Raw genomic sequence first — 26,506 nt, 5'->3', positions numbered from 1 at the left:
AATATGGCAAATACAATCAACAAAGGATATGTATACAAAGCAACTATTGTGGCAGCAGTCGGGGGGCTTTTATTTGGATATGATACTGCCGTAGTAGCGGGCGCCATCGGATTTATTCAGTTGAAATACAGCCTTTCTCCTGAAATGATGGGCTGGGTAGCTTCCTGTGCGCTGGTGGGCTGCATAGCGGGCGCACTATTTGCCGGAAAATTAAGTGATGTGTATGGCCGGAGAAAAGTATTGATTTTGTCAGCCATACTTTTTGCTGTTTCTTCCATCGGCATTGCAATCCCTTTAAGTCTTGACTGGTTTATATTTTTTCGTTTAATTGGCGGCCTGGGTATTGGCATCGCCTCCATCCTGGCGCCGATGTATATTTCGGAAATTGCTCCCGCGAATATAAGGGGTGAACTGGTTTCTATCAACCAGCTCGGGATTGTTTCGGGAATACTGCTTATCTACTTTGTCAATTATTTTATTGCAGGCCTTCGCGATGAAGCATGGAATATATCAACCGGATGGCGATGGATGTTTGGGTCAGGCGCAATACCTTCTGTTATATTTTTAATTCTTCTTTTCTTCGTTCCTGAAAGCCCGAGATGGCTTTCGCAAAAAGCCAAATGGGATGAGGCCGGAAGCATTCTCACTAAAATAAATGGTTCGGAAAAAGCGGAGGAAGAATTAAAAGAAATAAAAAATTCCCTCTCGATAGAGAAATCCTCCTTTGCCGATATTGTTAAACCGGGCGTCCGTAAGCCGTTATTGATAGGAATTGTATTATGTATTTTTTCACAGGTTACCGGCATTAATGCTATCATGTATTATGCCCCGGAAATTTTCAAATCCACGGGCGATGCCTCTTCATCAGCCCTTATGCAAACGGTTTTGGTAGGAGTAATCAACCTGCTCTTTACCCTGGTAGCCATTAAATATGTAGATAAATGGGGACGCAGAACCTTGTTGTTAATCGGGGCCGGCGGAATGGCCGTTTGCCTTGCCATCGTAGGAAGCGCTTTCTATTTCGGATTCGCCCAGGGTTACCTGGTCCTCATAGCCATCCTAGCTTACATTTCTTTTTTTGCGATTTCTCTTGGCCCACTTGCCTTTGTAGTAATTTCAGAAATTTTCTCCAATAAAAACCGCGGCATGGCTATGTCAGTTTGTGTATTTTTTCTATGGGTTTCTGTATATGTTGTATCTCAAACATTCCCGATGCTGCTTGCTGCAATAGGTAGCGCATTCACCTTCTGGATTTATATGGTGATGTCAATTTGCGCTTTTGTTTTTGTGCTTAAATTCATCCCTGAAACAAAAGGAAAATCGCTGGAAGAAATAGAAAAGTATTGGCTAAATCAACCCGGTAAAAACACGGCTTCCTCCCTGTCTTTAGAAGAATCTTTCTAAATAAATGAGCATTTTGAATTAAATCCATAGCCGATGCACTCTAAAATTTTGCTTCTTTCTCTCAATCTTTTATTAATGTCGTTGCTTGCCACGGCAGGCCCTGATAACATTGCGCCGCTTGCCAAAGTGACTGCGTCTACATCCTTAAATGAAAAATTCAGGGCCTCAAATGTCACTGATGGAATTATCGGTATTGATGGAAAAGGAGAATGGGCTTGCGAAGGAATTACTACTGATTGGGGATATATCCGGTTTCCATGGATTCAGCTCGACTGGAATGAACCTGTCTTAATCAATAAAATTCTCCTTTTCGACAGGGCAAACCTGACTGACCATATCGCAGGCGGCAAAATATTATTCAGCGATGGAACTACCATTTGGGTAAACCAAATTCCTAATGATGGCACAGCGAAACTGGTATTGTTCGATGCCAAAAAGATTACGTGGATTCGGTTTGTCGCCACCGATGGTAATGGCAAAGATTTGGGCTTTTCGGAGATTGAAGTGTACCCGGCTAATTCAGACAAAACGGATTTGGTTTCATGGGTAGATCCCTATATTGAAACCAACAGGGGAAGGTATATTTTTTTTATAACCGGCCAAACACCATTCGGAATGGTAGGCGCAGCGCCACTTACAAGAAATAAAAATCAAAATGGAGGCGGATATAATTATAATGAAAATGAAATACTGGAGTTTAACCAGATACACAATTGGATGATGTCGGGTATTGGTATCATGCCTGCGCTTGCTTCTACAGAGGTTACTCATGGAGATAAGGGATGGAAATCAATCTTCAGCCATGATGATGAAATCGTTCAGCCGGGATACCAACGCGTTTTCCTGCAAAGGCCCAAAAGCTGGGTGGAATTGACCGCAACGGAACGGGTCAGCTTTTACCGCTTCACTTATACAACAGATACTGCTGCCCGCATCATTGTTAATTTGGGTGGACATATCAGCAACAGCACAATGGAAAATGCTGATGTTCAAAAAATAAGCGACACAGAACTCGAAGGATCATTTAGCTCAACAGATAGATACTGGGGCGGCCCGAAAGAGGTAAAAATATTTTTTGTGATTCAAACTGATAAGCCATGCAAATCGTTCAACGGATGGAAAGGACAAAAGTTGTTTCAAAATATTAAAACATTGCAGGGAGATAGTGCCGGGATTGCGTTGGATTATGATGTAGCAGCAGGAGAAAAAATCCAAATGAAGATTGCGATATCTTACACAAGTATCCAAAATGCGAGAAACAATTTAAACGCAGAATGCACCACCTGGAATTTTGATTCTGTAAGAAACGCAACAAGAAAAATATGGAATGAGTGGCTTGGTAAAATCGAAGTAAAGGGCGGAACAGCAGCTCAAAAAACCAAGTTTTATACTGACCTGTGGCATTCATTGATGGGGCGCCACAAAATCAATGACGTATCCGGCGATTATCCCGACAGAACAACAGGAAAGAGAGAGGGAAATTTCACCGATGCCATATTCAAAATAAAAACTCTACCCAAAGATAGCAAAGGCCATCTTTTGTATAACATGTACAATTCTGATGCATTTTGGCTCACTCAATGGAACCTGAATATTTTATGGGGACTTGCATGGCCTTCAGTGGCTGATGAAATTTCTGCTTCTCTTATTCAATATGCCGACAATGGTTATCTGCTTCCCCGCGGGCCGTCCGGGGGTGGTTACTCTTATATCATGACGAGCTGCCCGGCTACAAATCTTATTACAGCGACATTTCAAAAAGGATTGCTTACAAAAGCAGATAAGTATCATGCTTTCAAAATCATTAAACAAAACCACTTGCCCGGCGGCATGCTCGGCAGCAAAGAAGACATTGAATTTTATACAAAAAACGGCTGGTGGAAAAATAATGCAGGCATCACCATAGAAGCCGCGTTCCAGGATTATGCTATTGCCCAAATGGCGCAAAGTCTTGGAAAAAAGAAAGACTACGAATTTTTTCGTAAAAGATCAGACGGTTGGAAAAAATGTTTTAATCCTGCAGAAGGATTGATTTTTCCGAAGGATGAAAATGGAAAATTTGTGCATAATGACCCACTGAGTGGAAAAGGTTGGGTAGAAGCAAATGCCTGGCAAGCTACCTGGGGCGTATCACAGGATATTCCGGGGCTGGCTAAATTGATGGGAGGCAATGACAGTCTTTGCAACAAACTGAATTATGCGTTTGAAAAAGCGGAGCCGCAGGATTTTGTATTTGCTTACAATGATGGATACATCAGTTATGCCAATCAGCCCGGCCTTTCTGATGCGCATGTATTTAATTATGCCGGCAAGCCGTGGCTTTCTCAATTTTGGGTTAGAAAAGTGCAGGAAAAGGCTTACGGCGGAATCACGCCCGACCTGGGCTACGGTGGCCATGATGAAGACCAGGGCCAGATGGGCTCTTTGAGCGCGCTGATGTCAATGGGTTTGTTTAGCCTAAAAGGAACCGTGTCGCAGCAGCCGGTGTATGATATTACAAGCCCGGTTTTCGATGAAATAACAATTACACTTGACAGCAGCTATTATGCAGGTAAAAAGTTTGTAATTAAAACTTACAATAATTCTAAAGAAAACTGCTATATTCAAAAAGCACAGTTAAACGGGAAGCCTCTGAATAATTTTTGGTTTTATCATAAGGATTTCGCCAAAGGAGGATTGCTCGAAATTTGGCTGGGTCCACAGCCCAATACTTCATGGGGTATTTCTGACATGCCATAAATATTTTACATAAAGATGAATGAAAAGGTGATTGGCGTTGATATCGGCGGCTCGCATATTTCCGCAGCAGTGGTAGATCTTCAACACAGGAGCATTGTAGAAGATTCGCTTCTGAGAAAGGCTATTAATTCAAAGGAAAGCGCGGAGCAAATTTTAAACTCATGGGCCGAAGTAATTGAACAAATATTTTTAAAATATCCTTTTATTTCAAAAAAAATAGGCGTGGCCATGCCCGGCCCTTTCGATTATGAAAACGGTATTTGCCTGATAAAAGGCGTGGACAAATACGAAAGCCTTTTCAACTTAAACATAAAAAAAGCGTTGGCAAAGCAACTGCATCTTGCAGAAGAAAGTATGGTTTTCATGAACGACGCCAGGTGCTTTTTAGAAGGCGAGCTATTTGGCGGCGCGGCTGTTGGTTGTGATAATGTACTTGGCATCACACTGGGCACGGGGCTTGGTTCTGCACGATTTCACAGTGGACAAACATTTGAGGGAGATTTATATTTTGCTCCATTTAAAGATGGCGTCGCGGAAGATTATATTTCGAGCCGGTGGTTTTTAAAAAAATATAAAGAAATGACCGGGCGCATCGCAAAAAATGTAAAAGAATTAAGCGAAAAAATTTCGGAAGAGCCGGAAATAGAAAAACTGTTTGAAGAGTTTGGAAAAAATCTTGGTGAAATTTTATATAGTTATGCCCAAAAATATAATTGTGAAACTTTAGTAATCGGCGGAAACATTGCAAACGCATGGGAATTATTTTTTCCGGAAACAAAAACTATTTTGGATAGGCTTCCGGCAGTAACCATTAAAAAAGCTATGCTCGGGGAAGACAGCGCATTAATAGGTGCAGCAAGCTTGTGGAAGCGATCAGCTTCGTAAAAATTTTAGTAGGTCTTAGAAACAGATCGACAGTAAACAAACTTGCCTTCCGGCAGGCAGGCTTTTATTAAAGATTTTTTATTTAGGTCAAAGATGAAATAAAAATACCAGTGTATTTTTTTACTCAATTCAAAAATACTTCATCAGTAAAAAACCATCCTTTATCGCCTTTACCTCTGTGCCAGGCCGGTAGCTTACTCACCGGTTTCACAATCAATTTCAAAACATTGATACTTGATTTTTTAAAATCCACATCATATCCCGTAATGTAGAGTGGCGCTTCTTTTGATGGCTGTGAAGGACGAAGGCGTTTTAGCAATCTTAATGATGAATAAGTGTTGCCGCCCCATACTTCTATTTCGTGAGGTGGCATAAGGTAACTGTTAACGTCAACTATGCTACTAATGTTAACAGAAGAAACAGAAGCTGGATTTTTAAAATAAAATAATACCTCCATCGGTACACCGTGGGTTGCAAGCCATTTACCATCTCTGAAATTTTTGCTTCCCAATTTGCCGTCATGCAAAGTTAGGCTGCCGTCGCCTTTATACTGTGGATCACTTTGTGTCAATAAGTTTACAGAATCAGGCTTTACGCCGGCTTTGTAAAATATTTTTTCGACTACATCGCTTCCAATCCAACCCGCTTTAAATGCCCTCGCTTTAATTACTTCTTTCTTATCCAGCATTACACCCGGCTTGTATATGGGTGAAGAAATACTGTCAGGCGTAGTGCCATCCGTAGTGTAGCGAATGGTAACGCCATTTATATAATGCTTTAATTGAAGAGGTTGAGTGCCGGTTATCACCTGTTCTTCATTTTCTATTAGAGGGGGATTTAATTTTATCAGTACCGTATCGCCTTTAAAACCTGTTTCTATTGCGGTAGTTTTCAACCGCTGTTGCAATGTATTTAATTCAGCAGCGCTTAGTGTAACATCCCAAACCATTAAATGACTAAGCTTCTTAAGGCTGGCTAATGACTGTAGGTTAGCAGCTTTTATATTAGTGCCAGAAAGAGATAAAATTTTCAATTCTTTTAATTTGCTCAATTCCTGTAAGGTAGCACCGGTAATATCTGTAAAAGATAGATTCAGTTTTCGCAGATTGGCAAATTGCCCGATAGTTTTCAAATCTTCATCCTTTACCGGCATCTTATTAAGGTTAAGCGTAACTATTTGATTTTTTACATCCAATAAATCTTTCAGGTGTTGTGACTTAAATTGTTCCTTGCTAAAAAATTCGACACCCAAAGCAGGTGAGCCTATAGCAAGAGGTTTTACCACGCGGTAATTATTATTTAAGGTCTGCACCTTTTTTTCATCAGGTGGCTCAAAAGTATAATCATCAGTTTCTATAGTTTGAAATAATGGCATAGCCAGTAATCGTAAACTATCTTTCTGCGGAAGTGAATCCACTTTTGTAGTGAAGCTGGCGCCACTTTTTATCCAGTGATACAGAATGGCTATTTCATCATCTGTCAGTTGCGGTTTCCCCTGTGGCGGCATGTGTTTGCGGCTTTCCAAAGGAAGATGAATCCGCTGCATTAGCAAGCCTAAATCAGTTTCGGTAGTATCCCAAAGTTTTCCATCCTTTCCGCCTTTCATCAGGAATTCTTTTGTTTCCATTACCAATTCTCCTTTTGCTTTTTGAGCATTGTGGCAACTGATACATTTTGCTTCCAGAATGGGCTGCACCATATTTGCATACACGAAAGCATCTTCAAATAACACAGGAGCAGCCTGCTTAGCAGGGTTTACAGGTTCAAAAATAAAATCCTGGCCGTGTGTAATGTTGCCACCAAGGTGCCCGGTAATTATTATCATCACCATTGCGCCAAATGAAGTAACGAACAAGGCAGGGCGGGCCTGCCTTACTTTGGCGCGAAACATATACCAGGTTAAGGAAAGGAATGAAATAAATATACCACCCCATTTATGCCAAACCAAAAGATCAGGCGTATAGCCGGGTTCTCTTGAAAGAAATAATCCCATCAGGGCCGTAATCACAGAAGTGAACGCGGCAGCCAATAATAAGTCATCGCCTATTTCTGACTTTACGTTTACATAAGATTTGTTATAACCTGAAAACAATTCCCAAAAAATACATAAGGCCAGCATCACAATAGGGAAATGCAAAAACAGCGTATGCATCCTTCCTGCCACCTGAAGCCACGGTGGAACATAAAGTCTGTTGTCGAAAATAAAAAGGAACAGCAACAGGATATTAAGCGCAAGCGTGCTATCAAAAATTATTTTTTTCCAACGATGCATGTAGTAATAAATTTTTAATTTTTGCCACAAGAATTATTCAAACACTCACCTCACCCTCAAAGGGAAGGCATAGAAACCGGACTTGTTGCTATAAATATTTTCAGTTTCCATAATGGGCCGGGACTTAAAAGCGCTGATTTTGTTTGTTTCTTTTTAAACGATTTATCTATCATTAGAATTGGTAAAAAAACTTTTTTCATTAAACAACAGGCGTTAGCTTATAAGGATACACTTTGTCGGAATTCCATTGAGCGATATATAGGTTTTCTTCATCGTCTATGCATACATCATGGGGATAAGAAAAGCATTTGATGGTTTGATACATTTCATCCGGTTTGCCATCACTGTAAGTTGGTTCAGAGCCTGCAAGATTGGAAACCACTTTATTATTTTTATCCAGTATAGTTACAAAGCCGGAATGTTGCCCTTGCCGCGAATTTGTTTGCAACACCGCCGAATATAAAAAATCACCTTTTATAACCGGCCTGCAAACCCATGCGCCGGGCAGGGAAATCGTATTGATAAATTCGCCTGCCAGATTATATCTTTTAAAAGCATTTTGCTGCCTTGAAGTAACAATCAACACCGGTTCGCCGCCATTTCTAAAATCGAGACAAACGCCATGGGCATTCAACAAATGTTTTTCTTCTGTGCCTCTTCCTCCAAAATAGTTGATAAGTTTCCCTGAAGCATCATAGTGCATAATAAAATCTTTTCCATAACCATCGGCTACATAAATATCGCCATCAGGCGTAATCGCAGTTTCCGTTGGAATATATTCTTCCGCTTTGGTATATTGGCCGGTTTCCTTAGGATAATCCAATACCATTAATACGCGTCCATCAATTGTTGTCTTAATAACCTGGTGTCGCTTATTGTCACAAATAAATAAAACTTCCGTACCGTTTTCATCAAACAAGGTTAATCCGTGTGCGCCCGGGTATTCATGCCCCCACGAATCTAAAATTTTTCCTTTTTTATTATAAATCAAAAGGTTGTTGTGCGTTTCGTTGGTAAGCAATAAAATTCTTCCTTTCTTGTCCTGAATCATTTCGTGACAATCGTTCACAGGATATTTGGCTACATCAGCCTGGCTCCAATGCGTGTCAATTTTGTATCGCTTATTTCCCTGTCCGAGGATGGTATCTTGCGTATAGGCACGAGGTTGTTTAATCATTAGTGCGGCGGCGGTTAAAGTTGTGTTTTTAATAAAATTTCTCCGTTGCATTGGTTAATTTGTTTATCAGGTGATTGGTTTATTGGGTCAAAAGTTATTAAGAGTTACAGTAAACTAACTTTTAATGGTAACTTATATTTTGGTATTTTATCATAACACCGCTTTGAATTTCTTTCTCAAAATTTCAGACCAAAGAAATTTATATAAGCAATTCTGAATTCAAAAAAATCGATAAACAATTTTAATGCGCTTTTATTCAATTAAGCTATTTACGCAATAATGCCTTTCACTACTTTCCCTGCCACATCTGTTAAGCGATACCGGCGACCCAAAAATTTGTAAGTTAATTTTTCATGGTCAATACCCATAAGGTTTAAAGCCGTTGCATGAAAGTCGTGAACATGCACCGGATCTTTTACAATGTTATACCCAAAGTCGTCCGTTTCTCCGTACACGCCGGGCTTCACGCCACCGCCTGCCATCCATATTGTAAAGCAGCGTGGATGATGGTCGCGGCCATAATTATCTTTTGCAAGCTTGCCCTGGCAATAATTGGTCCGTCCAAATTCACCACCCCATATTACCAGCGTTTCATCTAATAAACCGCGTTGTTTTAGATCTGTAATCAATGCTGCAGAAGCCTGGTCAGTATCCATACACTGGCCCTTGATTTCAAACGGTAAATTGTTGTGGCCATCCCAACCCTGGTGATACAACTGAACAAAGCGGACGCCGTTTTCTGAAAGTTTTCTTGCTAGCAAACAATTGGCTGCGTACGTTCCTGGTATAAGGCAATCCGGCCCATACATCTTGATAATATCTTCCGGCTCCTTGCTGACATCAGTTACTTCGGGTACGGCGGTTTGCATCCTGTAAGCCAATTCGTATTGCTGTATTTTGGCTTTTATTTCGGGGTCGTTGGTTTCTTTAAAAGATTCTTCATTCAATTGAGAAACCACATCAAGCATTTTTCTCCTGTCTGCTTTGTCAATACCATCATGGTTATTGAGGTACAACACCGGATTTTCGCCGCTGCTGAATTGAACGCCCTGGTGCACAGAGTCCAGGAATCCATTGCTCCATAATTTTGAATACACCCCCTGGCCATTCCCTTTGCCTTTTGAGAGCAAGACACAAAACGCCGGAAGATTTTTATTTTCACTTCCCAACCCGTAACTCAGCCATGAGCCCATGCTTGGGCGATTTCCTACCTGCGCACCCGTTTGAAAAAAAGTAAGCGCCGGATCGTGATTAATCGCCTCGGTGTACATGCTTCTTATAATACATAAATCATCAACAACTTTTGAAGTATGTGGTAACAGCTCACTCATCCAGGCACCTGCTTCGCCATATTGATTAAATTTAAAAGCAGAACCTGCCAAAGGGAATTTTTTCTGGTCAGCCGTCATGCCTGTAAGGCGCTGGCCCTGGCGGATAGATGCAGGCAAGTCCTGGCCGAACATTTCCTGGAGCTTTGGTTTATAATCAAACAGGTCAAGCTGCGAAGGGGCGCCATTTTGAAATAAATAAATAACACGTTTTGCTTTTGGTGCAAATTGCGGCAGCCCGGTCACCATCATATCTTCTTCACTTTTGCCGCTAAAAAGATCAGGTATTAGTAACGAGCCCAATGCGACGCTTCCAATACCCAAACTTAATTTAGAAAGAAATTTTCTCCTGTTCAGGTTAAGGCTGTGTTCCAATAATTCTTTGTTCATGACTATGATTTTGTAATGGCTTCTTCCATGTTATAAATAGCGCTTACGACTTTCATCAATGCGGCAGTAATATTTTTATCTAATGTATTATCCATTTTATATTCGCCAACATTTAATGTAGCAGCTGCATCCAGTTTTTTATTTTGAAAAGCTGCTAATTGTTCGGCATAATAATTTTTAAGTAAGCTCATTTCTTTTTTATCTGGTATGCGGCAGATAATGCGTTGAAAAGCCCGTGTAATTTTTGCATCTACCGAACTTTTTTCTTTCAGTAATTTTTGTGATAAAACGCGTGAAGCTTCCAGCACTGTTGGGTCGTTCATCATCATCAACGCCTGCAAAGGCGTAGAGGTAACGGAACGGTTTACTTCGCATAAATCGCGGTTGCTTGCATCAAAGATGGCCATGTTTGGAGGCGGCACTGTCAATTTTATAAATGTGTAAATGCCTCGCCGGTAAAGGCTTTCACCGGTATCTTGTTTATAAGTCGCCAGCACACCCCTCCCCGAAGTGGCGCTTTCCCAAAGGCCTTTTGGCTGATAGGGCTTTACACTCGGGCCTCCAATCGTTTTTACCAACAACCCACTACTTGATAATACAATATCTTTTACAATTTCCGCCTTTACTCTCTGCCGCGGTGCACGGGAGAGATAAATATTTTCAGGATCTTTTTTATAATTATCATTATCAACAGTTGAAGATTGCCTGTAGGTGGCAGAGGTAACTATTTGCTTCATCAGCCTTTTTATGTTCCACCCGTGTTGCATAAAATCTACTGCCATCCAATCGAGCAATGCGGCGTTGGTGGGCATTTCGCCCTGTGCACCAAAATCGCCCGCCGTTTTTACAATTCCCCTTCCAAAAATTTCCTGCCACATTTGGTTAACAAACACACGGGCTGTGAGCGGATTGTTCTCGCTTACCGTCCATTCGGCAAGACCCAGCCTGTTGCGTGGAAGGTTTACAGAATCAAAAGGCATTACCGCTTCTATCGCTGCAGGCTTCACTTCAAAAGTAGGCTGATCGTACACCCCGCGGTCCAAAATATAAGTTTTGCGCAGCGTATCACGGTCCCCCATAACCGAAACCATCAATTGCCCAGTATCTTTTTTATTGATGAAAGAAAGCAGGTTTTTGACATCGCTGCTGTCGATGGTGAGTATTGGTTTTTTGGCTGGTTTGGATACGCCCACATCGCCTTCAAAACCTGCCTCTTTGCTATTATTAAAAAAAGCATACATCTCGTAATATTCTTTTTGGGAAATAGGATCGTACTTATGATCGTGGCATTGGGCGCATTCCACGGACAGGCCGATAATGCCCGTTCCAAAAGTTTTTACTTTATCAATGTTATAGGTCACCCTGTATTCTTCCGGAATAATTCCACCCTCTTCAGTGTATTTATGATTGCGAAAAAAAGCGGTTGCCAGTATTTGTTCTTTGTTGGCATTGGGCAGCAAATCTCCCGCAATCTGCCAGGTAAGAAATTGATTGTAAGGCATATTTTCATTGAAAGAATGTATCACCCAATCGCGCCAGGGCCACTGCGTCCGTATATTATCATCCTGATACCCATAACTGTCTGCATAACGGCCTACATCCATCCAATGTAACGCCATCTTTTCACCGTATTGAGGTGAGTTTAACAATTCATCCACTACTTTTTCATAAGCCTTAGGATCTTTATCGGCCATAAATTTATTCATCATTTCTTCAGAAGGAGGAAGCCCCGTTAGGTCTAACGAAACTCTCTTTAGCAGGATTTCTTTATCAGCTTCGGGATTGTGTTTCAGCCCTTCATCCTCCTGTTTGCCCAATACGAAATAGTCAATTTCATTTTTGGGCCACGACTTGTCTTTAACAACAGGCAGTGAGGCTTTTTTTGGTTTTATATAAGCCCAATGTTTTTCATATTTAGCGCCTTGCTTTATCCACCTTTCAAATAATTTGATCTGGTAAGGTGTCAATGCGCCAAGATGTGCCGAAGGTAAAGGCATCATATAAGAAGAATCGGTAGAGGAAATCCTCTTAAATAATTCAGATTGTTCCGGGTGGCCGGGTACGATCGCGAAGGCGCCTTTCATTTCCGGTAAGGGAGCATAAGCATATTTTGCAAAATCAAGCCGCAAGCCCGCTTCCTGTTTGCTTACATCAGGGCCATGGCATTTAAAACATTTATCAGAAAGAATAGGGCGAATATTATAATCGTAAGAAACGATATCTGGTAAAGGTTGTTCCTGGTCATTATTTTCCTGATAGCATGATACCCAGCAACTGGTACCCGTAATAAAAGCTATGGTGAATAGAAAAGTTTTTGATTTCATATCTGTAATAGCAATGTTTAAAAAAAAGAAATATAATATTGGCCAATCGTGGAATCGTATAAAAATAAAAAAAATATTGTTGCCGGGGTAATTTAAGATTGCATAAATACGAATTATGTCAGGTTTCATTCGTAGCGGTGTAGCTATGCAAAATGTCGAATATCTTTCAGCCCCTTCAATAAGCCGGTGTTGTTCAACATGGTGTTTTACATGGGATAGGCAAAAAATACAATGAGGATAAAAATAACGAAAATATCCTGAGTAATTTGGCTGTAGATGCGGCAAGCATATTGACAAATTACTTCTGAAAGGAAAGAGTATTGCCGGAAAAGTGTCGTTTTAAAGGAAAATAACCTTTCCGACCCGGGTCCCAAAAAAATATTACAACAAGGTCTAAAAAAATGCTGCAACAAGGCAACCTTTCGGCATTTAATTTCGATTTAACCTTCTATAACGCTTTCAATTTGTTATCAGTAAATGAACTAAGAACGATTATCAGGGAATGCATCCTGAATAAACGAGAGAGCCAAAAAAAGTTGTATAACTCTTTCTACAGCTATGGTATGTCCATTTGCGACCGGTACACAAAACGAAAGGAAGATGCTATTGAAATTTTTAACGATAGCTTTCTCAAAATTTTTAAAGAAATACATAGATACGTGCCTGCCTATGCTGACGAAGTAAATTCGTTTAAAGGGTGGATTAGAAAGATACTGATTTACACAGCCATTGATCATTCAAGAAAAAATAACAAACATCATTTTACAGCAGAAATTGAAACGACACTTATTTGCCTCCCCCAACGGGAAGAAAATGCATTTGACAGAATTTCCTATGATGAGATCATTCGTGCAATTCAACATCTTTCACCTGCCTATAGAACCGTTTTGAATTTATTTATAATTGATGGGTTTAGCCATGAAGAAATAGCAGAACAATTGCAAATTTCAATCGGCACTTCTAAATCAAATCTTTTTAAAGCGAGGCAACAGTTACAAAAAATACTAAAGAACGATAATAAAATATTAATAGCAAAAAATGTTGGATGACGAAAACGATAAGAAAATAAAAGAGGCTGCAGAGCACTACCATCCCGGATATGATGATAAAGCTTGGGAAAAGATGGAGCGACTTCTCGACGAGCATCTTCCACAGAAAAAAGAAAGAAAAAAGATCTTTTTCATTCTTCCATCTCTGTTGCTCGTGGGCACTCTTGTGTTTTTTCTTGTGATGAATAATGGGAAAAAAGATTCTTCCAATATTGCACAAGATGTGTCTTTAAAAAATAATATAGAAAAGGCTTTGGTAGAAAAACCTGCATCCAATCCCATAGAAAAAATTTCTCCTCCAAAAAATGAATCTGCAAAGAACTTTTCGTCTTCTAAAGAGTATAAAAATGATAATGACTCAATTGCAGTTGATCAAAAAGTAAACCCAACTTCTAAACGTTTAATCCGTCAGAGTAAAATTGAAAATCATTTCAACAATAACCTAACAATAAATAAAAACGAATTAAAACAACATCCTGTTTCAAAGGCTGATTATGAAAACCGGAAAACTATAGCAAATTTTCCAGACGAGTTAAAAAGTGGAACCGAAAATAAAAGTGAACCTATACCCTTCGCAAACAAAAATAATTCTTCTACCAAAAAGGTTGAAGATGAGAATAATTTGACAAAAAATGAAATAGAAAAATCAACAATAAAAAAATCAAAGAAAACATCTTCGCGTTTTGCAAATAATTTTGGAGTTAGTATGTCTGCAGGCCCTGATATCAGTGGCGTTCATGAGAATAAAATTGGCAGATTGACGGCAATTTTTGGAGCGGGTTTAAATTATTCTGTTTCAAAAAATGTTAGCATCAGAAGTGGTTTTTATATTTCCAAAAAGATTTATTCTGTTGACGGAAATGACTATGATTTGCAAGGCGGAAATACAGGATATGGGCATCTCCAAAATGTAGAGGCTAATTGCATGGTTTATGAAATTCCAGTTAAACTTGATTATAATTTTAAAAAGCTAAAAAATCACAGTTGGTTCATCTCAACAGGACTTTCTTCCTACCTGATGAAAAAAGAAAATTATGATTATTATTATAAAACGCCTGCAGGGGAGCTTTACAATAAAGATTATACAATAAAAAATAAGAATAAACACTTCTTTTCTGTCTTAAGTTTTTCAGCTGGCTATCAATATTATCTAGACAATCAATTCTCAATAGCTGCTGAGCCTTATATCAATCTTCCATTGAAAGGTGTGGGAGAAGGAAAAGTGAAATTAAACAGTGGCGGAATTCTTTTCACATTAAAGATGAAGCCGTTTATAAAAGGAAAGTAGCTGTCTCAAAAACCTGCTTTTCAAAATATATTTTCCGTTTAGGCCAGATAAACAAAATTTGATGAGAAGAAAATTTATTCGGGATATCTCAGCGAATTCTTTTCAGGTAATCATCAACCAGGTTTGCGGGCTGGCAATTTTTTATGTTCTTTCCGTTTATTTTTCCAAAAAAGATTTCGGCGAGATTAACTGGTCGCTTGCCATTTTATTTACTCTTTTCAGCATTTTATCGCTGGGTATCGATCAGATGATGGTGAAAAAAATTGCTGCAAAAGAAAATCCTGCATTAATTTTTTCTGCTTATCAATTTCATGTAATCAGTACAGGCATTGGATTTTATGCCTTGATGCTCATTACCTATTTTATTTTCCCCTCTCTTTTGCAAAAGCACTATTTATTATTGTTTCTTGGAATCGGAAAGCTGATGATCTTTTTTGCTTCGCCTTTAAAACAACTAGCAAATGGTATGGAAAAATTCCATGCTTTATTTTTTATGTCTGTCTGTTCCAATATTGTAAAGGGAAGTGGATTAATAATACTTGCTTTTTTTTCTGAATTAAATTTACCTACATTAATTCTGGTTTTTATTATTGGCGATCTTTCGGAATTCATCCTTTCAATCTTTATTACTAAAAAATATTTGAAAATTCCATTTTCAATACGCTGGAATAAAAGTGTTTATTTCAATTTGTTGAAAGAATCCTTGCCACAGGCAGGCGTAGTAATTTTTACTTCAGCAATAGCGAGATTTGACTGGATATTTCTCGGAATTCTTGCATCTAATATTGCGCTTGCCAATTACAGTTTTGCATTTAAAGTTTTTGAAGTGGCCACATTGCCTTTGCTCGTGATTGCACCGGTTTTAATTCCACGCTTTACCAGAATTTTTCATCACAAAGAGAAAAATCATTCCGAAAAAATCAAGGATCTATTTGTATTGCTGAAATTCGAAATAATTATTGCTTCACTGGTTGCATTACTCCTTAATATCCTTTGGGTTCCGGTAATTGACTCTTTAACGAATGGCAAATATGGAATAGTAAATCGTTATACGATTCTCATTTTATCGACTTCAATGCCTTTCATTTATATCAACAATTTTTTGTGGACAATTAATTTTTCACAAGGGAAATTAAAAATGATCTTTTATGTTTTCTTCATCACATTTGTAATCAATGTGGCCGGAAATATTTTTTTAATTTCCTACTTTTCTGCTGAAGGCGCAGCCGTTGCTTATCTTGTGTCTATTGCAGCGCAGAGTGTTTTGTTTTGGATCAAAACCGCTGTATCAGAATTGAAAAAAAATATCCTTCCGTTTCTCCTTGTGCCTTTCATTGCAACTGCAGCAGGAAGCTTATCAATAAAGGCTTTCGACAACATTATCCTGATTTTTTTACTTTCCATTTTTATCTTCTTTCTCCTCCTTCTTTCTACGAAAATTTTATGCAAAAATGACTGGCTGGTACTTAGAAAAATTACCGGTTTTTAATAGCAACCGAAACTAAAAAATCCACGTTTAGAATTTCAGAACGCATCTTATAAAAATCATAAGAGATTGTTACTAAAAAGATATTCTGCTGAGATTGATAACACATTTAAAACAATTGACTGGAAACTCTTACTGTTCCTTGTCCTGTTTTTGAATGTGAAGCTGGTTGTAAAACTGGCGGCTATTTTTTTGATGTATTTATTGCAGTTCAATTTCAAGCTTGATTTTAAAATCAGGAATTCAAGGCTTCCAATTTTTTATTTAGCTGTTATCGGAATTGCAATATTCAACTGGATTCTTGCAGCCGGATTTACAAACATTAATTATACAATCGCTTTTCTTACAGGAACATTTTTTTGGACACTTTGCATTCTTGCAATGCACCAGTTAAAGTTATGCGTTGAGCAAAGCTCTGAGGCTGTTATTCACCGCACAATCATTGCTTATTTTCTTTTAAATGCATTGATTTCAATTTCGACTTATGTCATTATTGTTATTAAAACCGGGGCTATCAATCCTTATCTCTACCAGGGCGAATATCAAAAATATTTCATCGGAACTGGTGATTATATCAAAGGAATTTCTTTCGACACTTCCACTACAAATGCAGTATTGAACGGCTTTGGCGTGATTTATTTTCTTTCAAAAAAGAATGTAAAAATGATGATGCTTTGCATGATCATTTTGTTGATGACAGGAAGCAACATTACTAATTTTCTGCTTGCTGCTGTTTTATTGTTAATGTTTATTTTCAGAACAGACCGCGATCAGAAAAGCCTTGTATTTGTTTGTTTACTGTTGCTGGTAATTTTTCTTGCAAAAGTTTCGCCCCAGAATAACAGTTATGTAAGCACATATCTTGGGAACATCATTAATTCTGAAGATAAAAAACCGACTGTTGAAAATCTTTCACCAATAACACTGAGGCCAGACAACACCTTGACAGCCGAAGAACGAAATGAAAAAATAGCAACGCTTTACCTGGATAGTTTGTACCGTTTGCTCAATGACAAGGAAAACAAAGTAATTGTTCATCCTGCTGCTTTGGTTCAAAAAACTGAAATTCCAACTGCAGATATTAATTCTGCTCCTTATCAGCACAAATCTATCATTACACCCGTTGAAGACAATATGAAGCAATTTATTCAGTTGCATTCAAACGAATTAACCTTATCTACAAATGAGAATTATCATTCAAAACTTCCGGGCAAAATCATTGCCTACAAACAAACGTTTGATTTTTTTAAGCAAAATCCTCTTAAAATTATATCCGGAACCGGTACCGGAAACTTTTCTTCGAAACTTGCTTTCAAAACTACAGGACTGAATATTGCAGGCGGTTATCCGCAACAATTTATTTACATCAATGAACCTTTTCTCAAACACCATCTGGACCTGTATCTGAGTTATTTTACAAAACCAGACGGCTTTCATTCAATTGCCAACAACCCAAACTCGGTTTACGACCAGCTTTTAAGCGAATATGGCCTGTTGGGATTATCAGCATTCATCATTTTCTATTTGGGATTTTTCTTAAAGAATTTTAAAAAGCTGAGCTATGGGATTCCGTTGACCTTCTTTCTATCAGGAATTTTTTTTGCGGATTATTGGTTTGAACAATTATCTATTGTGGTGTTTTTTGAATTGCTGTTGTTTTTAAATATGAAAGAGGAGGCTGGAAAATGATAAAGAAAACAACATCAAAAGTGACCGTTCTGATGCCGGCATACAATGCAGGAAAATACATTGCTGAAGCAATCAAATCCGTATTGCATCAAACCTTTAGTGACTTTCATTTACTGATTATCAATGACGGTTCCACTGATGACACAGAAGAAGTAATTCGTTCATTTCAGGATGAAAGAATTGTGTCGATCAATCAATCTCATAAAGGAATTGCTCCAGCGCTAAATAAAGGTTTATCAAAAGCCAGCTCCATTTACATTGCAAGATTTGATGCGGATGATATTTGTTTTCCTCAAAGGCTGGCACAGCAAGTTTCATTTTTAGATACACATCCCGACTACATCACCATCGGTTGTGATGCAGAATATATTTCAGAAGATGGCCAGCATTTGTTTGATTTTAAATGCACCGGCCACACACACGACGAAATCGTTCAAAAGATTTATTCATTCTGTCCTTTTATTCATTCGTCAGTGATGTATCGAAAAGATGCTGTAATCAAGTGTGGTGGGTACTCTGAACAGGCGCACAATTTCGAAGATTATTTTCTGTGGATACAATTATTGAAACATGGAAAGTTTTATAATCTTCCGGAGCAACTAATTAGGGTTCGTTTCAATCCGGCGTCTGTGACCATTGATGAAAGATGGCGCGGCCGGATTTTTAGAAAAATGAAACATGATATCATCACTAAAGGAAGCATTACCGAAAAGGAAGGAAGTCATTTATTTAATATTATTCAAAGCCAGGATTTTAAAAACATTAAAGAAGGATCTTATTATGCTTTGTGTGGCAAAAAGTTTTTATTGGATAATCATCAGCCAGAAAAAGCAAGACCGCTTTTTTCAAAAGCGATCAGAACTTATCCTTATCGCTGGGACAATTACCTGCTTTATATGCTTAGTTTTTTTCCACCTGTTTTGATCAATTGGCTTTACCGGATGAAATCAAAAAATCTATTGTAATGATGAAAGTTGCATTCATATCGCGATCATCATTATTCACTGCAAAAGGCGGAGACACAGTACAAATGCAGGAAACAGCACGTTGTTTAAAGAATTGGAACGTGGATGTTGATATTAGATTAACCGGTGAAAAAATAAATTACCAGGAATATGACCTGCTGCATTTCTTCAATTTGACACGACCAGCGGATATTTTATTTCATATTAAAAAATCTAAAACTCCTTTTGTTGTAACGCCTTTATTAATTGATTACTCAGAATTCGATCAGCAACACAGGAAAGGAATTTCCGGTAAAATATTTCATTATTTATCATCCGCACAAATTGAATATTTTAAATCGATTGCACGATGGACAAAAAGACAGGAAAAAATTAGATCATTTTCCTATTTAGTAAAGGGGTACGATCACAGTATAAAATATATTCTTCTGAAAGCTAGGATGGTATTGCCTAATTCTGAGATGGAATATGAAAATCTTGCGCAGTCGTATTCTTTGTCGCCATCATTCTCTGTTATTCCCAATGGGATTGATACGGATCTGTTTTCATCATCAGTAAATAAAGAAAAAGATCCGAATCTTATTTTGTCAGTAGCACGTATTGAAGGATTAAAGAACCAATTAAACCTGATTAAAGCTGTCAACGATTCAAGATTTCAACTTTTTCTTATTGGAAATGCTGCAATCAATCAAACTGATTATTATAAAAAATGTAAAAAAACCGCTTCGCCAAATATTCATTTCATTCATCATTTGCCGCAACAGGAATTGATTGAATATTACCAGAAAGCCAAAGTTCATATCCTACCCAGTTGGTTTGAAACATGCGGCCTGTCTACGTTAGAAGCAGCTTCTTTGGGATGCAATGTTGTAATTACCAATCGTGGTTATGCTTCTGAATATTGCAACGGTCATGCATTTTACTGTGACCCTTCCTCTCCCGTTTCTATTCGTGAAGCAATCGAAAAAGCAAGTAAAGAGAACGGCAATAAAAATTTCCGGGAGAAAATATTCGCCAACTACACCTGGAAAAATGCAGCACAAAAAACTTTTGAAGCTTATAAAAAAATCCTTTTAAAATGAAACTCAAAATCGGAATAATTGGTTGCCGTGGCATTCCTAATTTTTATGGAGGTTTTGAAAAAATGGCCGAATGTATTTCTGTGGGATTAGTAAATAAAGGCCATCAGGTAACCGTTTATAATTCACACAATCATCCGTATCAGCAAAAAGATTTTCATGGCGTGGAAATAAAACATTGCTATGATCCGGAATATAAAATTGGAACCGCCGGCCAATTCATTTATGATTGGAATTGCATTCAGCATGCACGAAAACAAAACTTCGATGCATTGCTGTTTTTAGGCTACACAAGCAGTTCTGTGTGGGGAAGATTTTTTCCAAAAAAACCTGTAATCATTTCTAACATGGATGGTCTTGAATGGAAGCGAAGCAAGTATAATTATATGACGCGCCAGTTTTTAAAGCAGGCTGAAAAATGGGCAGTAAAATGCAGTCATTTCTACATTGCTGATTCAATTGTGATCCAAAATTATTTGCAAAAAAAATATAACATTCAATGCAAATACATTCCTTACGGCAGCGAGATTAGTTACCTGGACAATAATTCATTGCTTTCGTATTATCATATCTGTAAGAAGGAATATTTTTTGTTGATGGCGCGAATGGAACCCGAAAATAATATCGAAACAATCCTGGATGGCTTCAATAAAAGCTCGTCTGATAAAAAATTTCTCGTTATTGGAAGCACCGATAATTCTTTTGGGCAAAAAATTCAAAAGAAATTTCAATCTGACAAACGAATTCTCTTTGCGGGAGCCATTTATGATAGCTCGGTCACACATACTTTAAAATATTTTTCAAGCCTTTATTTTCATGGACATAGCGTTGGCGGCACCAATCCTTCTTTGTTGGAAGCCATGGGAAGCAGTTCATTAATTGCAGCGCATCAAAACGAGTTCAATCTTTCTGTATTACAAAAGGATGCGTACTACTTCCAATCTTCAAAAGATGTGGAGCAATTAATTGAATCAGTGAAGCGTGATAAAAAAGAGGAACAAATGGTTCAGAATAATTTATTGAAAATAGAAAGGAAATACAACTGGCCAAGCATCATTGAGCAATACAACGATTTTATTATTGAATGTTTTTACAAACATCAGAAATGAAACAATTATTCTTTATAAATGATACATTGGAAAATAACATCAGCTACTTTCTGATCAGCTGCTTCCTCATTGCCTTGCCATTCCAACATTTTTTTAGTGAAATCCTTCTCACTTGTTTTACGATTCACACACTGATTCACATCAGAAAAAAAAACCTACAGGCTCTTAAAAATAAAACGGTTTGGATTATAGCAGCCATATTTTTTTTAAGTTTATTTACCATCAGTTACAGCAATCATGTCGCGGAAGGATTCAAAGAAACCGATCATCAGCTGGCAATTTTGTTGTTTCCGCTTGGTCTTTCTCTAAGCAATTTAAATTTTGAAAAATATAAAATTTCATTCCTGAAAATTTTTGCTTTCACCTGCACAATCACCATCGTTTACTTATATTTCAATGCATTCCGGGTGATTCATTATTATCATTATCCGGCATCAGCAATTTTCAGCAAAGTATTCCTCAATCAGAACTTTTCAGCACCTATCGATTTACATGCTACTTATTTATCGATGTATGTAGCCCTTTCAATCGGCATTTTTCTTTACCTCTTTTTTCTAAAATCTCAATTTCAAAACACAGCATACATTTTATTTACGTTGATCCTTTTTGCAGGGTTGATACAACTTTCTTCGCGCTCGGTTGTTATTGCCACATTGATAATAATTCTCATTGCAGTTCCGGCTCTGTTATTACACGGCAAACAGAGATGGCAGTTTTCAATCGCTTCATTCCTGGGTTTGTTCTTTCTTTTTTTCGCGATTACAAACATCAATGCCCTAAAAAAGAGATACGTCAGCGATCTCAAAGATGATTTGAATAAAAACGCTGTAACGCCCGATCTGACTGAAACACGAATGAAAAGATGGGGACTTGAATTGCAGTTGATCTCGCAATCTCCCGTAGTTGGTTATGGCGGTGGTTCTGAAAAATATGTTTTGAAAAAGAAATATTTCGAGAAGAAATTTTACAGGTCTTATTTGGTTGAATTAAATGCGCATAACCAGTATTTGAGTTTCTTAATCAAAGCCGGCATCTTCGGTTTGCTTATCTATTTGTACATCCTTTATTTTTCATTGTCAAATGCAATAAAAAGGAAAGACTTTATATTTTTCTCCTTTCTGATTTTAATTTCTGTTGTTTCCATTTCAGAAAATATTCTTGATGTCAACAAAGGAATTTTTTTTTACAGTTTCTTTCTTTCTTTATTCCTCCTTACTAAATCAAAAGAGAATATAAATGTGAAAACAGATTTTACTTAAGAAGCAACCACAACAGATTTTATTGCGATTTGATTATAAATCATTTTCTTTTAATCACATGAAACCCTTATCAGCAGTAATTATTACCTTAAATGAAGAACATAATATCGGCCGTTGCATTGATTCACTTTGGTACGTGGCTGATGAAATAATTGTATTGGATTCGTTCTCATCAGATAACACCGTTGCCATTGCAAAAGAAAGAGGAGCGATTGTAAAACAGGAAATGTTTGCAGGATATAAAGAACAAAAAAACCGTGCCTTGAAATTAGCGAGCTACGATTATGTCCTCAGCCTGGATGCGGACGAAGTACTAAGCCCTGAATTGATGGAAGCAATTTTAAACGCAAAAAAAGACTTTAAATTCGAAGCTTATTGCATGAATCGCTACAATCATTATTGCGGACGTTTTATAAGACATGGCTTGTGGTATCCTGATAAAAAAATCCGGCTTTTTGATAAACGTATTGCTTATTGGGGAGGAATAAATCCTCATGATAAAATTATTCTCCCGGAAAATTGTAAGGCACAATTTCTGAAAGGAGATATTCTTCATTATACCTTTAATTCTCTTGAAGAACACTTGGAAAGAAATGAGAGAATGAGTTCCATTGCTGCAAAATCGCTTGTTGATTTGGGCAAAAAGAAACATTGGTCTAAAATTATTCTCAGTCCTTTATGGTCTTTTGTAAATGGCTATTTTTTTAGACTTGGATTTTTAGATGGCTATTATGGTTTTATTATTGCGATACAAAATGCCCACTTGTCTTTTTTAAAATATCAAAAGTTGCAGCGATTAAAGAGAGAAAACAAAAAATCATTAGTAACGGCTCTTAATCCAATTCATTAAACCTCATGTGGCAGGAAATATTAAAAACTCTCGCATACTTTGATATTTTTAGTTATCCATTGACGGGTAGGGAAATCCTGCAGTTTCTTCCTCCATCGGATGAAGAATTGTTTAATGAAGCGATTAAAACTTTATTGGAAGAGAAAATAATTTTTAAGATCGGTGGATTTTATTCGCTAAGAAACCACCAAATCCTTGCCGACAGAAGGATTGAAGGAAATTTGCGGGCAATACGTCAATTAAAAACCGCAAAACAAGTTGCAACACTTTTAAATAATTTTCCCTTTGTTGAAACAGTTTGTGTATCCGGTTCTTTGTCAAAAAACTTTGCGGATGGAAAATCGGATATTGATTTTTTTATTATCACAGAAGCCAACCGTTTATGGACTGCCCGCACCTGTATGCATTTTTTAAAAAAACTCAGTTACCTGGCAGGAAAGCAACATTGGTTTTGCATGAATTATTATATCGATGAAAAAGGAATGGAGATCGTTGAGAAAAATATTTTTACGGCAATGGAAATTGTAACACTGAAACCGATGACCGGACTAGATTGTTACAAAAAATTTATGATGGCAAATTCCTGGACCACAGATTATTTTCCCCAGCAGAAGATTTTGTTTTCCTCAAAAAACAAGTTGAAAAAAGTTTTTATCAGAAGAATGATTGAAAAAATCTTTCGCTCAAAATTTGGAGACAGAATTGAAAAACGGTTAATGACTTTGACAGATAAACGATGGAAAAAGAAAACGCAAAAAAATAAACTGAACGATCACGGGGATAAAATTGCTATGCTTGTAAGTCAGCATTTTTCTAAGCCTGATCCTGAAATTTTCCAAACCAAAATTATAAAGGAATATGAAATGCGGATACAAAAACTGCTGGCATCTCCTCAGCTTTTTGAATTGGAGAAATAATTTTTATTTCTTTCGAAAAGAGATAATATAATAATCGCCAATGTACTTCCAGGGCCATTTATTTTTCCAGTCAGTTTCCTTTTTACAAAGCCATGAAAATAATTTTGGAAATTTTTCCGCAAAATTTTCGATATATGAAGGCGGGACAATCGTGCAAAGCCCTTCAATACTTAAAAGATCAAAATCATGTTTTAAATGTTTGATCACAAAAGAGGGATTATAATACCAGCATTTAAAACGTGTTTTCTCTACTCTTGCATTTACTCCATTGCTGCTGAAAAGCCGGCGTGTAGCTGTTTTCAGTTTTCCTTTAAAGATCAACAAAAACTCCCACAAACAAAACTTTGGAAGAAGTACCAATGTTACTGCGCCTTTAGGTTTTAATAAATCAGCGAAGGAATCAAGAACAGTGTCGAGGTCGGCGGTACAATTCAAACCCGCAAAGTTTGAAAAAATGACATCGTAAGGTCCGCGTTCGCGCAGATACTCTAGGGCAGTAAACGAACAAATTTCAGTGTTTATTAATTCGTGTAGATCTGCATCTCTTACTTTTTGTTTCAGCACTTCCTGCATCTCGACAGAAATGTCTGTTGCATGAACTTTACAGTTATGTTGCCCCAGCCAGATCGCATCCTCTCCCGTGCCGCTGTTCAATTCTAAAATATGTTGGCCTGGAGCAATAATTTTTGAAAGATGTTCTCGCACTCTTTTTCTTTTGTATTTGATAATCGTATTGCCGGAATATAATTCATCAAATTTGTTTGCCTGCTGTGTAAATGCAGCGGCAGCAAGGGTTTCATTTATATTTTTAGCAACCGGGTTCATAATTATTTTTGCAACTGCAATAATTTCATCTTTTCAAAAAAAGTGGCTGGAACATAATAGATGCCAGATATAGCTTTCCTGAATGTCAAAAAATTAATTTTCAAAGGATTAGAAAAAATTTGTTTTAAATTTTCGAAAGATAAATGCTTGCGGTAACTTTTATGAACATAAGCGTGAAGCTGTTTATAAAAAGCCGGTTGATAATTATTATGAAATAGTAAAGCCATTTCATTGGAATCGGTCCAGTTCGTTTTTTGTTTCAATTCTGATTTTACTTTTTCAAAAAAAACAGTTCCCGGCAAAGGATAAGAAACTGAAATACCAATTTCAAAAGGCAATAATTTATTGATCATCGAAATAGTTTTTTTGATGTCATCATATGTTTCTCCTGGATAACCGAATTGAATAAAAAATGACGGTTTGATTCCGTTCTTTTTCAATAAACGCGTTGCGTCATAAATTTGCTGAACATTGGTTCCTTTATCCATCGCATCCAGAATTTTTTGCGAGCCGCTTTCTGCACCCATCCAGATATTTTCGCATCCTGCACGCGCCAGGTCTTTGATGGTATTCTCTTTTAATAACAGATCAACTCTTCCCTGCATTTTAAATTTAAATGAGAGGTTTTCTTTTTCAATCAAATCAGCAAACTCCTTTATCCATCCAGGTTTCAGGCCAAAGATGTCATCACAAAACCAGATGTGATCAAAATCGAATTTACCTTTTAGCATTATTAGTTCGTTTACTACATTTTCTGGCGAACGGGAATTATAACGATTCCCGTAAATCGGTTTTGCACACCAGTTACATTTAAAAGGGCACCCCCGGGTAGTTGCCATATTCATTGAAAAATAGCCGGCATGTTTCATCCACAATTTGCGGTAAGGCTCCATGTCAATCAAATCCCAGGCAGAATCTGGAAGTTGATCCAGATCTTTTATTACGCTTCTTTTTGCCGTTGTGATAATGGAATCATTTTTTTTAAATGCAAGTCCCTGGATATTTGAAAAATCAGTTTCATTTCGCTGGATCGAATTGATCAGTTTTAATAAAGTAATTTCTGCTTCACCAATCAAAACAAAATCTGCACCTTCGTCCAGGTACATTGAATAACGGTCGCTGGAATCAGAACTCGAAACAATAACTGTACAGCCTCTTTCTTTCGCAAAATGAATCATCCGGAAAGCTGCTTCTCTCATGTTGGTCAAACACATCTTCGTGAGATAATTAAATCCATCATCATAGATCACAAAAAAAGCTGGCTTTATTTCGTCAATAACCGAAATGATTTCTTCCGGGGCATGAGAAAACATGGTATCAAAAAATGAAACAGGATAACCATTTTGTCGCATTAATGAAGCGGCATATAAAGTGCCCAGTGGCGCATATGGTTGTCCAATCGACCATTGTTTAGGATCGAAGCGAAGAAAATAAGAATGGGAAAAAAGGATGTGATTCATTTACAAAAAAA

The 26,506-nt window shown here is 37.5% G+C and carries 19 protein-coding genes; 13 read left to right on the top strand and 6 right to left on the bottom strand.

Going from position 1 to position 26,506, the window contains the following annotated elements:
• The first annotated feature begins 3 nt into the window (after positions 1-3).
• From EFY79_RS03735 to EFY79_RS03725, 3 genes are read left to right on the top strand one after another with little or no spacing between them, the layout of a single operon-like run.
• On the top strand, positions 4-1,404 hold the full coding sequence (locus EFY79_RS03735; protein ID WP_123119761.1) for a sugar porter family MFS transporter: 1,401 nt from the start codon (positions 4-6) through the stop codon (positions 1,402-1,404).
• A 33-nt stretch (positions 1,405-1,437) separates the two neighbouring features.
• Positions 1,438-4,143 carry a GH92 family glycosyl hydrolase gene (locus EFY79_RS03730; RefSeq protein ID WP_123119344.1) on the top strand — a complete coding sequence of 902 codons (2,706 nt, stop codon included), beginning with the start codon at positions 1,438-1,440 and terminating at the stop codon, positions 4,141-4,143.
• A gap of 15 nt (positions 4,144-4,158) precedes the next feature.
• A complete protein-coding gene (locus EFY79_RS03725) occupies positions 4,159-5,028 on the top strand; it encodes an ROK family protein (protein ID WP_123119343.1) in 870 nt (289 codons plus the stop codon).
• Positions 5,029-5,152: 124 nt separating this feature from the next.
• Here the strand turns inward: EFY79_RS03725 and EFY79_RS03720 are convergent, their stop codons facing one another.
• The 4 genes from EFY79_RS03720 to EFY79_RS03705 all read right to left on the bottom strand — a co-directional run bounded on the left by EFY79_RS03720 (position 5,153) and on the right by EFY79_RS03705 (position 12,519).
• Positions 5,153-7,300, bottom strand: a complete 2,148-nt coding sequence (locus EFY79_RS03720) for an FN3 associated domain-containing protein (RefSeq protein ID WP_148041844.1) — start codon at positions 7,298-7,300, stop codon at positions 5,153-5,155.
• Positions 7,301-7,499: 199 nt separating this feature from the next.
• Positions 7,500-8,477, bottom strand: a complete 978-nt coding sequence (locus EFY79_RS03715; protein WP_233577913.1) for an NHL repeat-containing protein — start codon at positions 8,475-8,477, stop codon at positions 7,500-7,502.
• A 269-nt stretch (positions 8,478-8,746) separates the two neighbouring features.
• The gene (locus tag EFY79_RS03710; RefSeq protein ID WP_123119340.1) at positions 8,747-10,195 is read right to left on the bottom strand and encodes a DUF1501 domain-containing protein; all 1,449 of its coding nucleotides are present in this window, start codon (positions 10,193-10,195) and stop codon (positions 8,747-8,749) included.
• A gap of 2 nt (positions 10,196-10,197) precedes the next feature.
• Positions 10,198-12,519, bottom strand: coding sequence for a PSD1 and planctomycete cytochrome C domain-containing protein (locus EFY79_RS03705; RefSeq protein WP_123119760.1), 2,322 nt, complete (start codon positions 12,517-12,519; stop codon positions 10,198-10,200).
• A 401-nt stretch (positions 12,520-12,920) separates the two neighbouring features.
• On the opposite strand from EFY79_RS03705, the gene EFY79_RS03700 reads away from it, so the two are divergent.
• From EFY79_RS03700 to EFY79_RS03655, 10 genes are all read left to right on the top strand, one after another.
• Complete coding sequence (locus EFY79_RS03700; RefSeq protein WP_123119339.1) at positions 12,921-13,568, top strand: RNA polymerase sigma factor; 648 nt, start codon at positions 12,921-12,923, stop codon at positions 13,566-13,568.
• Complete coding sequence (locus tag EFY79_RS03695) at positions 13,558-14,856, top strand: hypothetical protein (RefSeq protein WP_123119338.1); 1,299 nt, start codon at positions 13,558-13,560, stop codon at positions 14,854-14,856. Before EFY79_RS03700 ends, EFY79_RS03695 begins: the two co-directional genes overlap by 11 nt.
• 61 nt (positions 14,857-14,917) lie before the next feature.
• Positions 14,918-16,345 (top strand): oligosaccharide flippase family protein, encoded by a 1,428-nt coding sequence (locus EFY79_RS03690; RefSeq protein ID WP_123119337.1) that lies wholly within the window; start codon positions 14,918-14,920, stop codon positions 16,343-16,345.
• A 66-nt stretch (positions 16,346-16,411) separates the two neighbouring features.
• Complete coding sequence (locus tag EFY79_RS03685) at positions 16,412-18,031, top strand: hypothetical protein (RefSeq protein WP_123119336.1); 1,620 nt, start codon at positions 16,412-16,414, stop codon at positions 18,029-18,031.
• Positions 18,028-18,996 carry a glycosyltransferase gene (locus EFY79_RS03680; protein ID WP_123119335.1) on the top strand — a complete coding sequence of 323 codons (969 nt, stop codon included), beginning with the start codon at positions 18,028-18,030 and terminating at the stop codon, positions 18,994-18,996. The genes EFY79_RS03685 and EFY79_RS03680 overlap by 4 nt, the downstream gene beginning before the upstream one ends.
• Positions 18,996-20,078: a glycosyltransferase family 4 protein gene (locus tag EFY79_RS03675; RefSeq protein WP_148041843.1), complete on the top strand. Its 1,083-nt coding sequence runs from the start codon at positions 18,996-18,998 to the stop codon at positions 20,076-20,078. Before EFY79_RS03680 ends, EFY79_RS03675 begins: the two co-directional genes overlap by 1 nt.
• On the top strand, positions 20,075-21,184 hold the full coding sequence (locus EFY79_RS03670; RefSeq protein WP_123119333.1) for a DUF1972 domain-containing protein: 1,110 nt from the start codon (positions 20,075-20,077) through the stop codon (positions 21,182-21,184). Before EFY79_RS03675 ends, EFY79_RS03670 begins: the two co-directional genes overlap by 4 nt.
• Positions 21,181-22,443: an O-antigen ligase family protein gene (locus tag EFY79_RS03665; RefSeq protein ID WP_158605140.1), complete on the top strand. Its 1,263-nt coding sequence runs from the start codon at positions 21,181-21,183 to the stop codon at positions 22,441-22,443. The genes EFY79_RS03670 and EFY79_RS03665 overlap by 4 nt, the downstream gene beginning before the upstream one ends.
• 58 nt (positions 22,444-22,501) lie before the next feature.
• Entirely contained in the window at positions 22,502-23,293 is a 792-nt protein-coding gene (locus EFY79_RS03660) for a glycosyltransferase family 2 protein (RefSeq protein ID WP_123119331.1), read from the top strand.
• A gap of 5 nt (positions 23,294-23,298) precedes the next feature.
• On the top strand, positions 23,299-24,210 hold the full coding sequence (locus tag EFY79_RS03655; protein WP_123119330.1) for a nucleotidyltransferase domain-containing protein: 912 nt from the start codon (positions 23,299-23,301) through the stop codon (positions 24,208-24,210).
• 3 nt (positions 24,211-24,213) lie between these two features.
• Here the strand turns inward: EFY79_RS03655 and EFY79_RS03650 are convergent, their stop codons facing one another.
• Positions 24,214-25,035, bottom strand: a complete 822-nt coding sequence (locus tag EFY79_RS03650; protein WP_123119329.1) for a class I SAM-dependent methyltransferase — start codon at positions 25,033-25,035, stop codon at positions 24,214-24,216.
• Between the two features lie 2 nt (positions 25,036-25,037).
• On the bottom strand, positions 25,038-26,495 hold the full coding sequence (locus EFY79_RS03645) for a B12-binding domain-containing radical SAM protein (protein ID WP_123119328.1): 1,458 nt from the start codon (positions 26,493-26,495) through the stop codon (positions 25,038-25,040).
• Positions 26,496-26,506: the final 11 nt, after the last annotated feature.

Origin of the sequence: Hanamia caeni (genome assembly GCF_003721595.1) — a bacterium.
GTDB lineage: Bacteria > Bacteroidota > Bacteroidia > Chitinophagales > Chitinophagaceae > Ginsengibacter > Ginsengibacter caeni.
Note: the sequence above shows the minus strand (reverse complement) of the source record. Positions and strands in the feature narration are given on the sequence as shown.